This is a genomic window from Paenibacillus sp. FSL F4-0097 (assembly GCF_038593125.1).
Classification (GTDB): domain Bacteria; phylum Bacillota; class Bacilli; order Paenibacillales; family Paenibacillaceae; genus Paenibacillus_AQ; species Paenibacillus_AQ odorifer.
In genome coordinates, this window is record NZ_CP151965.1 from 3,236,558 (window position 1) to 3,250,082 (window position 13,525).

Here is a 13,525-nt window from a genome sequence, read left to right on the forward strand (position 1 = left end):
ATGGAAGGTGTTAAGTTGAACAGTCAAAGTGTTGTGTTTCCTGCGTTGCATACAGAAAGAATTGAATTGCGGATTTTAAATCTAGAGGATGCAAATGTAGTCTTTAGACATTTTTCTGATGAAGAAGTAACTAGATATATGGACATTGAGCCCTGCAAAGATCTAAAAGAAGCTGAAGAGATCATTCAGTATCATTTGGACGATTTGGGTTGTAGATGGGGAATGTTCGAAAAAGCGAATAATGAGTTTATCGGCACCTGCGGATATCATTATTTAAGAAGAGTAGGCAATGAATTTACAGCAGAGGTAGGCTATGATTTATCCAGAGCGTTCTGGGGCAAAGGCTACATGTACGAAGTGATGAAAGAGATTATTGATTTGGGATTCTTGAAATTGGGGTTTACTAGTATTGACGCTACAGTTGAGCCAGAGAATGTTAGATCCTTAATGCTGCTAGAGCGATTAGGGTTTGAGCAGGACGCTGAACTTCGTGATCAATTGTTGTATTTTGTTCTAAAACGTAATCGGTAGATTACACAGTAGGTCTTCGTTTTATTTGAAGATCTACTTTTTTTTGTATAAAGTGAGAGTTTTTTAAATAGGGATCGTCTATAAAGTATCGTGCTTCAAGGAGGCTTCAGGGTGAAGGGACATGTATCGAAAGTTGAAAAAGAGGATGAGAGGCTATGGATCCAAAATATTCTCGATGGACATAAAGAAGACTATTCGTATCTTGTAAATCGATATAAGAATAAAATTTATGGGCTTATGCGAGGAATGGGAGCCAATCATCAAGATGCACAAGACATAACGCAGGAGACGTTTATTAAAGCTTACCGCAAGCTGGCCTCACATGATTTGGATAAGAATTTTGCGGCGTGGCTATATGCTATCGCGACTAATTTACTGAAGGATTTGTGGAAAAAAGACCGACCGACAGCGTGTTTGCCGGACGACAATGCCGAACATTCTCTTTCGGATAATCCAGAAGAAGAATTAATGCGATCTGAGCATCGCACAGAGCTGCTTCACCTGATGCAGAAGCTCCCGTCTAATTATCGTACGGCTTTATTGCTTCGTTATACCAATGATTTAAGCTATGAAGAAATGTGTATGGTTCTAGATGTTCCATTAAGCAAGATTCAAAATGATTTATACCGGGCTAAACAGCGTTTGAAGCAGCTAATTACACTCCAGGAGGTGAAGACCGATGAGGTGCTTAAATTCCTATGAGATCGAAGAATATATTTTAAGCAAATCTATCTTACGAGATCAAGCCGTAGCTGAACATATGGCAACTTGTACGCAATGTAATATGATCTACGAAGCAGAGCTTGAAGAACAAGCAGAATGGTCGCAGGCTATGTATGAAGAGCGCTTACCAGATTCATTTACTGCTCAAGTAATGGCTTCTTTGGAACAAGTAGAGCTAGAGGAATTTACTCCAACACAAAGGAATCGCAAGCATCCGAAGCGCAATAAGTTGCTGAGATTATTTATGGGTGCGGCGTTGTTACTGGTTGTGCTAAGTGCCGTGATCTTATATTCCGTTCCTACACTGGCAGAGACTTTACGTTCTCTTTTTGTAAAAAACAACATGGACATTGGCCTTCTACGAGCACAAGAATTTGGGTTAGTAGAACATCCTAATATTAAGGTGAAGGATAAGGGCTACACTATCAAAATAGATGAAGCGGTGGCAGATCCTACACGGGTAATTGTTGCGTTACAGTTGTTTGGACCGGATGGAAAGCATGATAAAAAACGCTTGGTCCTTAATGATGGGAACAGTATTGCGATTAAGGATGATCAAGGGAAGGTTGTTGGGGAGTTATACGATATAGGATTTACCAGTGACTTTTACTATTTGATCGCTAATTTCACAGAACCTCTGCAAACTGATCGAATTACGGTCGAAGGTCATATTACTGAACTGGGAATTGAACACAAGAACATTCCTACTCTTAAAGGGGATTGGAATTTCAATTTTTCTATGGATATGACAGAAGCGAATAAACAAACGACCTCCATGCCACTAACGGGTAGCTACACCTCCCCGGACGGTTTAACTGTGACCTTGAAAAAATTAACTCATATGGTGCAAGGTGTTCGTTTTGAGTTCGATACTCAATTGAGTGAAGAGGCGTTGACCCGTTCTCCAGGCGAACTATGGAAGCAACAAGGTTTGAAATTCCATTTTGAGGATACAGCAGGAGAAGAGATTCACAGTGTTAATGCTAGAAAGTTTCCTAATAAGAATAGCGTGATGTCCTACTCTAATGTTCCCGGGGAAACAAAGGGACTTATGCACTGGAGCTATACGTTTAAATATTTACCACAGGATACGCCTTATACTTTCGTATTGGATGGATATTTCATCCCAGAGAAGGATGGTTCTAGTGTGCAATTTGAGCCTGCCAAGTTGAAAGAACAGCCGATTCCCTTTGCATTTGACGGGGATGAACTGATGTTAAATGATTTTACAGTGGAATCGTCTCCCGATAACAATGTATCAGCGAAGGAAGGAGTATTACATTTTAGCGGAAGATTGAGAAATGAATTTATAAATAGTGAATGGATATTTAAGACACTAGATGGCAAGGAGTACAAACTCACTGAACAAGGAGCTTTTACTACCAAAGGGGGAGGATGGAAAGATGGTTATATTGAATTTATCGAGTCTCAGTCAAATAATCAAAAGAAATATTTCCAATTCCGTGCCGATGGCCTTACACAAATTCCCGAGCAGCTTCAATTAGTACGCACGATAAACAATCGAATGTATACTAATGTAGACTGGTCCGTTCCTATCATGGAAGCTAGCAAAAAAGAGTAAATATAGTTATTTGGTTTCCGGATTGTACAAGCAAATAAGGGGGAATAAGCATCTCATATACTATCACAATCGAAAAGAGGTGGTAGTTTATGACTGCTGCAGAGAAGAGAAAAATTCAAAGAGCTTTGAACGCATTGCGTAAGCAAAGAGTGATTCTGAAAGAAAGTCTTAAAAGAATTGAAGCCATTCTTTGCAGGTTGCCTATTGGCAGTCGTGAAAGATTTGAATTGTTAGCAGTAAGAGACTCAATAGTAGAAGCGCTTCGACTAAATGCAATTGCCATTAGAAATTTAAAAGATGCTACTTGTTCTTGTTAATTACCCTTATACCAGTTCTACGCAGTTTTTGCGTGGAGCTGGTTTTTTTGAAATAATAAGATTCACACTATCCGTTATGATACTATAAACTTAATATGTCGATAACGTAAAAAAGAGAGGAAACCATTTATGACCAACAAACTATACTACAATTCTACATACCTGACTGATTGGCAAACCCGTGTGACTGAAACCATAGAACGAGAAGATGGTCTTTATGTTCTTTTAGAGGAGACGGCTTTTTATCCGCATGGTGGTGGACAACCCTGTGATCTTGGAGCTATTCAGGGAATTCCTGTACTTGATGTAATCAGTGAGGAAGAGCTTGTACTGCATAAGCTGGAACGTTTACCTAATGAGGAATCGGTAACTTGTCAGATCGATTGGAATAGAAGATTTGACCATATGCAGCAGCATAGTGGCCAGCATTTGCTCTCAGCGGTTTGTCTAGAAAAACATAACTTTATGACCTTAAGCTTTCATTTAGGTGAGGACTATTGCACTATTGATATAGAAGTGCCAGAACTGTCTGCTGATCAACTGTACTCCATAGAGAGAGAAGTTAATCGGCAGATTTACTTAAATCACAATATTCTCAGCTATTTCGTAACAGGGGAAGAGGCTTCACAGCTTAAATTGGTTAAACAGCCAAAAGTGACAGAGAACATCCGGATTGTTGAGATCAAAGATGTTGAATACAACGCTTGTGGGGGGACACATGTGTCCTCAACGGGTGAAATTGGAATGATTAAGCTTTTGAAAGCTGAGAAAATAAAAGCGAACACGCGGATTTATTTTAAATGTGGATATCGTGCTTTAGAGGAATTTAATACCAGTCAGCAAATCCTTGATACACTGTCTTCCAAATTCAAGACAGGCAAAGATGAGATTATTGATCGAATTGAAAAATGGGAAAATGAACAAAAGCTGCTGCAAGCTGAAATTAATCTGCTTAAAGAAAAAAATGATGATTATGTCTTGCAAGAGCTTTTAAATGAGCAAACCGGAAAGATGATCGCACAAGTATTTGAGGATAAATCGCTAAAAGATCTACAGAGCTTAGCTAATAAGCTGACTTCGAAATGTGATCTTCCTGTATTATTAGCTACTTCTGCGGAGAATAAGGTTGTGTTTGCGCAGAATGGGAGCACGGAGATTTCCTGTGGAGCTTTTTTCAAAGCTCATCTAGGCAGCTATAATGGTAAAGGCGGGGGCAGCGATAAACTGGCGCAAGCAGGATTCCCAACTTGGGAGGATGCTTTGGCATTTTATGAGTTTGCTAGAGGGTGAGAAGAAACTTTTTCCATTATCTTCCGTCTAATAACATATGATTATAATGTCGAAGGAGACGGATAGAAATGAATAAATGGAAGGTAACACTAGGGATCTTTGCCGTTTTGATTTTAAGTACTGGATATGGACCGGTATCTGCGCAAGCAGACAAGCAAATTCAATTTAACTATAAAGAAATTGGAATCAGCAGTAAACAATTCATCGCGGAGAATACAACTTTTGTACCCTTGAAATCACTTGCAGATGCTATGGGTTATACGTTATCGTGGGATCAAAAGTCCAAAATGGCCAAGCTGGTACGTCCAGAGCGTGAAGTCATCTTCACCGCGGGTGCTGCAACGTCAAAAGTGAACGGGGCAGCGATGGCATTAACAAAATCTCCGCGTATCATAAAAGGTTCGTTGTACATGCCCTTGGTCTCTGCAGTCAGTGTACTTGGGGGTAAAACCGCGTTTAATAAAACGGATGGGGTTATCCAAATCGTAGATGAACCTAGATTTGTTGCTGCTTCTGTAGAAGGTAGATCCTATTGGATATCTCAAAAAAACGCAAATTTATATTACCGGGCTACGGCAGCTGGGAAACCAGTAATTATTGGCCAACTGCCACTTAAGGAGTCAGCTTACAATCATGGATTTGAGATTAAAAAACTTGGAAATGGCACGGACTTACTTCAATTAACGGACAATCATTATGCAATGTTTTATGATTTCAACAGCATCTATCAGGTACTAGTTCAAGCAGGTACAATAATTAAGCAAATGGATTATCAATATATGATTCCGGCTTATCCACACGCGCCTCAAGTGCCTTCCACTCAGGTGTATATGACCGATGGGAAGAACGTTCAGTATATTACTAAGGATGGCGGTTTGGGCAAGTTGTTTGAGATGGAGAAATTAACCGGGGCAACCGGTGATTTCATAGTGGAGTACGCCGCGGAGGATGTGGCACTCGTTCGCTTATTAGATACAACTCAATTATATATTGTCTACAGCAGTACAGGAGAAATCGTCAATCTCAGTGAACAACTGATTACTAGTGAGGATCGTAAAGAATGGGATAAAGTAAATGATGGCAGAGATCAATACATTCTGAGCAGAATGTTAGGGATGAAAAGCCGTAAGGGGAATGTACTGACATTCACCTATACGCCAATCCTTGAAGAAAAAGCAAAAACAGTGACATATACACTTCAAGCGAAATAATTCGGAAGCACATCAATATAATTAGTACAAAAAAAGAGCGATGTTGAACATCGCTCTTTTTTATGTATTTATGATTATTTCGTTGTCATCATACTTCCACCCTTAATCTGAACGGGTTGATCATTTATAGATACCCAAACATCTATGGCAGAATTGTTGCGGATAATCGTTTTGTCGGCACTTAATTTCAGTGAATACAGGGCAGTGACATAATCATAAATCTCAATATTAGTAGCGTACCAAATATCTGAATGTCCACCTGCTTGTTGGCAAAAAGTTTCGATTAGCTCCCAATTGTTCTGCTGTGCGAACTCATAGCTATGGCCCCAAACATAGCAGAGTCTTAGTTTCTGGGAGGGTCCTTCCATTGTGAATCGCTCCCAAACCTGATGCAGATCTTCAATATGGTGGCAGGTTGGATGCCATTCCATGAAATTAAGAGGCATATCAAATTGTTTAGTAGAGTGAACAGTGCGGCTGTATTCAATTCCAACGGACTGAAGTGGTGCAATTATCTCCTGAAAGTATGTACCGTAGGGGTAGGACATGCCTCGCACTGGATAATCCACCAGCTTTTCCAATCGTTTACGGTCTTCGAACAGCTCTTCAATTACCATCGGTAAAGGAAGACGCTCTAGATGTGGGTGAGTAACGGAATGGGCGGACACTTCATGATTCCTGAGCGAATGCTTAACATCAGCGGGCGATAAGAACCCAGGTGCATTGATCATTGCACTATTTAAATGGAAGGTCCCTTTGATTCCATATTGATCAAAAATACCAGCCAAGCGGATATCGTGTTTCTGGCCGTCATCATAGCTCATAGTGAGCGCCTTAGATAATCCGCCTGGGAATAAGTTGAATTGAAGTTTCATGAATTCACACTCCTATAATTTGGTAATCTCGAAATTACTTCTTCCAATTATAAACAATTAACGTTATAATCAGATTCCACGTTTAAAAATGAAAGAGTTTTCAGTGAAAAATATACACTTAAGGAGAGATGCTATCTGCCTGACTTTCTCTACGTTGTAAAACTACTCTATGTAAAAGACAAAAGAAACTCACTTTTATATTTTATCACTAACCTGCTGAGCCCACCAATTCTATTTGCAGAGCTGTTCATAACGAAATATGTGGTTGACCTCATTCAGAACTTCACGACTAACGCCTACCTACATATCTTACTATTGGTAAGTTCACTGATGTTAATTTTATATCTGGCTGGCATCAATGGTTCTCTTCGAGCCATTTCTGTAACCAATTTAACGGCAACCAGTATTTATGAACTGGAACATAGTATTTTGGCTAAGACCTCTAAATTATCGACGGCTTTATTGGAAGACCCCGCAACAAAAACGATTAGAGAAAAAGCAAAACGGCTTTCCCTGATCGATTTATTAGATCAATGGACCGGAGTGACAATCCACTTTATAACATTAATCGCACTAATCGTAGTTCTATCCTGTTATGGCTTTTATATCCTGGCAGTGTTCATTTTAGTTGTACAAATTCTGCAGCTTTACCTCATGAGATGGATGTCTCGGAAAGTAGAGGCCATTTCAGCGAATCAAACCTCCTCTATACGAATGATTAATTATATCGTTGATTTGCTGGTTAGTAGAAATACCCTCCCGGAAGTAAGAATGTACGGAATGTCCTCCTACTTGGTTACCACAATGAAAGAGCTCTTCAATGGAAATTTCAAACAAATGCACCGAAAAGTTATTTTATCTGAGACCTTAAGCTTCTCCCAAAGTATAATAATGACTTTATTAAACGGGCTTACGATTGCTATTTTAGCAATTACGCTTGGAGGTAGCGGGCAGAGCGCCGGACTTTTCGTATTATTACTTCAGATATCTAGTCAATTATTTATTGTCATTCCTGCACTATCAAGGATGTATTCTGATCTGACCAAAAGTCGCTTGCGCTTCAATGAGTATAGTGCGTATTTGGAACTTGAAGAGCAAGTTCAAAGAGATCCGGAAGATTCCATAAGGAATACCGATGCGATGCAGATCACAATTCAGCAGTTGAATTATCGTTATGCAACCAATGCACAGGACACGCTTAAAAATATAAACATGACCCTCAAACCTGGTGAACGAGTTGCTTTTGTAGGTGAGAATGGTTCAGGAAAATCCACGCTCATCAAGCTAATAGCAGGGTTATATCATCCAACAGCGGGAAACATCCAGTGGTTTAATGGAGAGCAGGAAGTTTTGGCTCATAACGTCACAAAGGGTGTGAGAGTTGTATTTCAGGACTTCACTAAATTACATAGACCAATTCGAGAAAACATAGCCATGGGGAATATTGCTGCCATGTATAACGATTCAAGATTATTAGCTGCGATGAGAAAAGCAGAAGCCGATTCTTATGGTGTTGCGTTGGACACTTTAGTAGGTCCACAGTTTGGGGGGATCGATCTGTCTGGTGGACAATGGCAAAGACTTGCGATTGCACGTGCTTATCTCAACAACGGCTCGCTTACGATTTTTGATGAACCTACTGCAGCCCTCGATCCTTACGCGGAACAGCAGGCGTTTGAAACCTTTATGAAATTAGGAGAGCAGCAGACCTCCATTATTGTGACACATCGGCTATATATGTCCAAATTTGTTGATAGAATTTTTCTGTTTGAGCATGGAGAAATCGTTGAAAGTGGAACACATGAAGAATTAATGAAGTTGGATGGTAAGTACAGGGGAATGTTTAACCGCCAGTCCTCTTTATATGGCTGAGAAAGGAGAGATTCTGCTGAGAAGAGACCTTAAGAATATTTTAACGATACTGGCACGGATGATTGGAAAAAGTCCCGTAATCTCAACAATAACGATCATAGTTCCTATAATCAGTGGATTATTAACTTTTTACTCGTATTCTGTTCAAGTTCATATCATTAATGCAGTAGCTGCTGGTGCGATAACCTTTCTTCCGATTCTATGGTTTGTTTTAATTCATGGGGTACAAGCCTGTTCAGTGAGTATAACCAACATAATGAAAAGTCGAATGAATGCGGAACTAACTCTCGCTTTCCAATCCGAGCTGATAGATATTGCAAACCAAGTTGACTTTGAGGATTTTGATGATGAAGAGTTTGGGAACAAGCTGCAAAGAGCTAAAACAATAGTTGGAGAAGATTTAGAGGGAATTACTGGTTTTTTGCTGTCCAGTGTAGGGAATGTCTCAGGACTTATAAGTATCATCTGGTTATCGGCTACAAGTGGATATTTTTTAGTCACACTGGTGGTGGGTTTAATGATCGTATCTACTTTATCTTTTCGAATGTTTACAGAGATTAAAGTTAGAAGAACAGGGCGAGAGCTTACTTTTGACGGAAGAATGGGAGATTATCTAGCTGTAACTTTGGAAGATCCTAATGCGATTAGGGAAATGCGAATCTATAACTCTATCTCCTATTTTACGGATCTCTGGGCAAAGCTTATGAAAAAGCAGCATGATAAAAGGTATAGTGCCAGGAAATTCGAGATCAAAACAGGGATGATTGTGGCTATGGTTCAGACGAGTGCTATTTTTATCGTATTGATCTATCTGTTAAGTAAAATGGGGGAGTCAAATACAGTTACTGTGGGGACAATCTCAGTGTTATTTCTGGCTTTGTTAACCTGTGGTGGTAAAATCATGAGTTTGACCTGGCCGCTAAGCAAGCTTTACATCAGCAGCAGTAAATTATATGACTTAAATGAAGTGCTTACCTATAAAAATAGAGATTTCCGAAAAAATAATATCAATAACAGCTCTGAAGCTATGCTTCCTATTACCGTTTCAAATGTCTATTTTAAATACGCCAAATCCAGTAAGTATGTTTTATCTAACATCAATATGGTCATAAAGCCCGGTGAGAAAATAGCCATCGTTGGAGAAAATGGAGCAGGAAAGTCTACCTTGATCAAATTGTTATTAGGGCAGTACACTGCTAGTTCTGGATCTATTTACTGGAAAGACCGTCCAGAACCTCAAGGTAAAGTATCCGTCGTTTACCAGCATTCTATTAAATTCGAAATGACACTAAGAGAAAACATCCTGTTGGGTGATGCCAAATCTTCGCCGGACGATGTGAAAATACTAAGTATTCTGGAAAAATGTGAGCTGATGGATTTGTTTTACGAATTAGGGGGACTAGATGTTAGGTTAGGTCAAATGCTTGAAGGAAGCAGGCAGCTATCAGGCGGACAGTGGCAAAAGCTGGCGATTGCGCGTGCGTTATATAATGATGCGGATCTTCTAGTGTTTGACGAACCTACTTCTGCGATTGATCCGAATGCTGAGATGCAGATCTATACACAATTATTAGATATCTGCCAAGATAAAGCTGCCATCTTCATTTCACATAGACTGGGCTGGGCGAAAAATGTTGATACGATCTATGTTATTGATAATGGAAGTATAGCTGAAGTGGGGCAGCATCAAGACTTAATAAATAATAAAGGGATTTATGCAGATATGTACGCTTTGCAATCATCTTGGTATAACTAAAAATGCTTAGCATAGTAGTTTTCACGTTAATTATATTCATGAGGTTTACTAAAAAAATCCACAGCAAATTTCCGGAAATGTATAGCTGCTTGCGATAAAAAGTGCTTTCTGCTCCATGCGATGCCAAAAGAGCGTTGACATAGTGGTTCTGTTATTTTTAATTGAACAATTTCTGTATTTTGACTTCTTCTGCCTAAGGAGAGAGGGAGGGTGAAGGTGATTCCTAGTCCCAGTTCTACTAGGGTTTGAATGGCGCTTACTTCTTCAAGCTCGAACGTAATTTGAGGTTCAAATCCAGCTTGTCGGCAAAATTCATCTGAAATTTCACGGAAATTATATCTAGAAGATAAAGAAATGAAATTCTCACCTGCAGCTTCTATCAAAGAAATACTCTTTCGATTAGCAAAGCGATGATTCTTGGGCACAGTTAAACATAATTCTTCTTCTGCTAAGGTATGCCACTCGATATCTGGTCCAGTAACAGGTGTAGATGATATGCAAAAATCAATCGCTGCACTCTCTAAATCATTTCTCATTTCTAACGCAGAGCCAAGCTGGCGTTGGATAATCCGTACATGCGGATGAAGGGTAAGAAATTCTTTTAGTAAAGTGGGCAATACATACGGGAGTGTGGCCGCAATAGAAATTACACCATGTTCAAGTCCAGCCATATCTGTGAGCTCACGCTGTCCTTCTTCAAGTTCCATAAAAGCTTGCTCGACACGTTGCAGATAGGTTTTGCCGAATTCGTTCAATTTTATATTTCTGCCTTGTCGCTCGAATAAGGGAACACCTAAGTTTTTCTCTAAACGCTGTATGGAATTACTAAGGGAGGGCTGAGATACATTTAATTCTTTTGCGGCCTTAGTCATGTGTTCATGGCGTGCAACTGCCTGGAAATATTGAAGCTGAAGGAATTCCATAACAAAAACCTCACTTTACTTATAACTCTAATGTGATCTATCGATCATATAATATGTATTTTACTTAATTAATTTTCAGTCCTATACTATTGTAACATATAAAAAGTTATAGGTAGGATGGAGAGAGTCTGTTGTGATTAGAGAGAAAATATGGACCCGGAATTTTATTGTTGTTTGCTTAAGTAGTTTTTTTATGTTCCTGACCTTTTACATTCTGGCAACTGCATTCCCGTTATACGTTAAGGAAAGCTTACACGGGAATCAGCAGCAAATGGGGTTAGCGATTACTATCTATGTAATAGGGGGAGTATTGATCCGTCCTTTTTCGGGACAATGGGTCGATAAATTCGGCAAAAAGAAAATGGCGGTTATTGGGCTAACCATATTTCTAATCGCCTGTATTGGTTACTTCGGATCTAATGGAATTGTATTATTCCTGGTAATTCGTTTCCTTCACGGAATGAGTTATGCTGTTGCCTCGACAGCTACTAGTACAATAGCCTCGACGCTAATTCCTTATTCACGTCAAGGAGAAGGCATCGGTTATTTTAGCATGTTTATGAGCATTGCTATGGTCATTGGACCCGCATTGGGTCTTTTTCTCTGGAAAGATGAGAATATTAATGTACTACTGTTAGGCGTGTGTGTGATTGCCGCTCTTTCGCTGTTATTCACGTTAGGTGTTCGGATGCCAAAAGAAGATAAGGCTAACGTTATTGAAGCTGTTAAGGAACCTGCTAAGACGCGAAAAGGGCTTCGCTGGAGAGACGTAATCGAGCCGAAAGCCTTGCCGATATCACTTGTCGGATTTACGCTTGCTTTTTCCTACAGCTCCTTGTCTGGATTTATAGCTTCTTTTACGAAAGAAATTCATCAATCACAGCTTACTGGTTATTTTTTTGTGGCTTTTGCAATTATGATTGTATTGTTTCGCCCGGTTATAGGTAAAGTATTCGATAAATATAATGAGCATATTCTCATCTATCCCGGAATTCTAATCTTCGCAGTTGGATTGCTTAGTTTAAGTCAAGCTCGGTCTGGTTTGATGTTAATGATGTCTGGTGTCATTATGGGAATTGGATATGGTGCACTTATGCCATGTTTCCAGACTCTTGCGCTTAAATTAGCGGCTAAAGATCGTAGAGGTAGTGCGAATGGGACCTTTTTCTTGTTATTTGATTTGGGTTATGGAGCGGGCTCGTATTTCATGGGTTTAATTGCTTCTTATACGGATTACCGAATGATGTATGAGGTTGCGGGGGGAGTAACACTTCTTTCTCTTGCTGCGTACTATTTGCTTCATCATGTACCTCAGGCCAAAGCTAAGCTGCACATACAAAAATCAAATATAGACGTTGTATAAATAGATGGTCTTGGCTGTATGATATAATTATCAGAAAAAATATGGGGAGAACTGTATGACTACTATCATTGATAAAATTGCATGGATTCATATTCAGAATGGACAAGTTTTGTGTGCGCGTTCCACAGGGAAAGATACCTATTATTTGCCTGGAGGAAAAAGAGAAGCTGGAGAAACAGACGAGGAGACGCTCGTGCGCGAAATCGAGGAAGAGATCTCTGTTCGTATTAAACCAGAAACCATCTCCTATTTTGGAACCTTTGAAGCGGAAGCTCACGGTAAAGAGGAAGGCGTAATAGTTAAAATGACATGTTATATCGCGGATTTTGAAGGTTCACTTAGTCCTGCGTCGGAAATTGATGAGTTATCCTGGTTATCTTATAAGGATCGAAATCGTGTTTCAGTCGTTACACAGATCATTTTTGATCAATTGCATGAGCATAAATTACTTTCCTAATCTACAATTTAAAGTTCTGAAAGCCCGTTTTAAGCCTAAGAGATGGCTTGAGGCGGTCTTTTTTTTGAAAACAGACGAAAGGCTTATAGGGTCAACAACATTGTTTATTTTGGTTTAGGACAGATGTCCTTTTTTAAAGGCCTGAATTGCTTTTTAATATGTAAGAGATCGAAGTTGAGGAGAGAGAGAAATGAGAGGAATTATATTTGCGTTTTTAGCGGGGGCTTGTATCACTCTGCAAGGAGTATCTAATGCTCGAATTAGTCAAGATATTGGGACTTGGCAAGCTGCGACAATTACACAGCTAACTGGGTTTATAATGTCCTTATTAATCCTGCTGTTCGTCCGAGATGGCAAATCACAGGGCTTTAAACAGGTAAAACCTTTATATTTGATTGGCGGCGCCTTTGCCGCAGTCATTATTTTCAGTGAGGTAACAGCTATTCAGCAGATTGGTGTAACGTTTACGATATCCACATTGCTGATTGCTCAGCTATGCTTGACCTTCATCATCGATATTAAAGGCTGGTTCGGGATGGAAAAACGAAAGATGAGACTGCCACAATTTATCGGTATCGCGTTAATGATTGCTGGCGTCGTGATCCTGAAATTCTAAATGATCCTG

Annotated in this window: 13 protein-coding genes; 11 read left to right on the forward strand and 2 right to left on the reverse strand. The window is 39.6% G+C overall.

What is annotated here, in order from left to right:
• The 6 genes from MHH86_RS14640 to MHH86_RS14665 all read left to right on the forward strand — a co-directional run bounded on the left by MHH86_RS14640 (position 1) and on the right by MHH86_RS14665 (position 5,654).
• Complete coding sequence (locus MHH86_RS14640) at positions 1-531, forward strand: GNAT family N-acetyltransferase (protein WP_076213304.1); 531 nt, start codon at positions 1-3, stop codon at positions 529-531.
• A 111-nt stretch (positions 532-642) separates the two neighbouring features.
• Complete coding sequence (locus MHH86_RS14645) at positions 643-1,233, forward strand: sigma-70 family RNA polymerase sigma factor (protein WP_076316214.1); 591 nt, start codon at positions 643-645, stop codon at positions 1,231-1,233.
• On the forward strand, positions 1,211-2,836 hold the full coding sequence (locus MHH86_RS14650; RefSeq protein WP_076316215.1) for a DUF4179 domain-containing protein: 1,626 nt from the start codon (positions 1,211-1,213) through the stop codon (positions 2,834-2,836). The genes MHH86_RS14645 and MHH86_RS14650 overlap by 23 nt, the downstream gene beginning before the upstream one ends.
• Before the next feature lie 89 nt (positions 2,837-2,925).
• A complete protein-coding gene (locus MHH86_RS14655) occupies positions 2,926-3,153 on the forward strand; it encodes a hypothetical protein (protein ID WP_036678084.1) in 228 nt (75 codons plus the stop codon).
• Between the two features lie 129 nt (positions 3,154-3,282).
• Positions 3,283-4,443: a DHHA1 domain-containing protein gene (locus MHH86_RS14660; RefSeq protein WP_076316216.1), complete on the forward strand. Its 1,161-nt coding sequence runs from the start codon at positions 3,283-3,285 to the stop codon at positions 4,441-4,443.
• Positions 4,444-4,511: 68 nt separating this feature from the next.
• The gene (locus MHH86_RS14665) at positions 4,512-5,654 is read left to right on the forward strand and encodes a copper amine oxidase N-terminal domain-containing protein (RefSeq protein ID WP_076316217.1); all 1,143 of its coding nucleotides are present in this window, start codon (positions 4,512-4,514) and stop codon (positions 5,652-5,654) included.
• Positions 5,655-5,728: 74 nt separating this feature from the next.
• Here MHH86_RS14665 and MHH86_RS14670 read toward each other — a convergent pair whose 3' ends face one another.
• Positions 5,729-6,529, reverse strand: a complete 801-nt coding sequence (locus MHH86_RS14670; protein WP_076316218.1) for a polysaccharide deacetylase family protein — start codon at positions 6,527-6,529, stop codon at positions 5,729-5,731.
• Positions 6,530-6,859: 330 nt separating this feature from the next.
• Between MHH86_RS14670 and MHH86_RS14675 the strand changes: the two genes are divergently transcribed.
• On the forward strand, positions 6,860-8,401 hold the full coding sequence (locus MHH86_RS14675; RefSeq protein ID WP_076316219.1) for an ABC transporter ATP-binding protein: 1,542 nt from the start codon (positions 6,860-6,862) through the stop codon (positions 8,399-8,401).
• Positions 8,394-10,157, forward strand: coding sequence for an ABC transporter ATP-binding protein (locus tag MHH86_RS14680; RefSeq protein ID WP_076316220.1), 1,764 nt, complete (start codon positions 8,394-8,396; stop codon positions 10,155-10,157). The genes MHH86_RS14675 and MHH86_RS14680 overlap by 8 nt, the downstream gene beginning before the upstream one ends.
• Positions 10,158-10,183: 26 nt before the next feature.
• Here MHH86_RS14680 and MHH86_RS14685 read toward each other — a convergent pair whose 3' ends face one another.
• On the reverse strand, positions 10,184-11,080 hold the full coding sequence (locus MHH86_RS14685; protein ID WP_076316221.1) for a LysR substrate-binding domain-containing protein: 897 nt from the start codon (positions 11,078-11,080) through the stop codon (positions 10,184-10,186).
• Between the two features lie 133 nt (positions 11,081-11,213).
• On the opposite strand from MHH86_RS14685, the gene MHH86_RS14690 reads away from it, so the two are divergent.
• The 3 genes from MHH86_RS14690 (at position 11,214) to MHH86_RS14700 (ending at position 13,516) form a co-directional block, all read left to right on the forward strand.
• On the forward strand, positions 11,214-12,443 hold the full coding sequence (locus tag MHH86_RS14690) for an MFS transporter (RefSeq protein WP_036678069.1): 1,230 nt from the start codon (positions 11,214-11,216) through the stop codon (positions 12,441-12,443).
• A gap of 55 nt (positions 12,444-12,498) precedes the next feature.
• The gene (locus MHH86_RS14695; protein ID WP_036678067.1) at positions 12,499-12,900 is read left to right on the forward strand and encodes an NUDIX domain-containing protein; all 402 of its coding nucleotides are present in this window, start codon (positions 12,499-12,501) and stop codon (positions 12,898-12,900) included.
• A 190-nt stretch (positions 12,901-13,090) separates the two neighbouring features.
• Positions 13,091-13,516, forward strand: coding sequence for a DMT family transporter (locus MHH86_RS14700; protein ID WP_036678064.1), 426 nt, complete (start codon positions 13,091-13,093; stop codon positions 13,514-13,516).
• Positions 13,517-13,525: the final 9 nt, after the last annotated feature.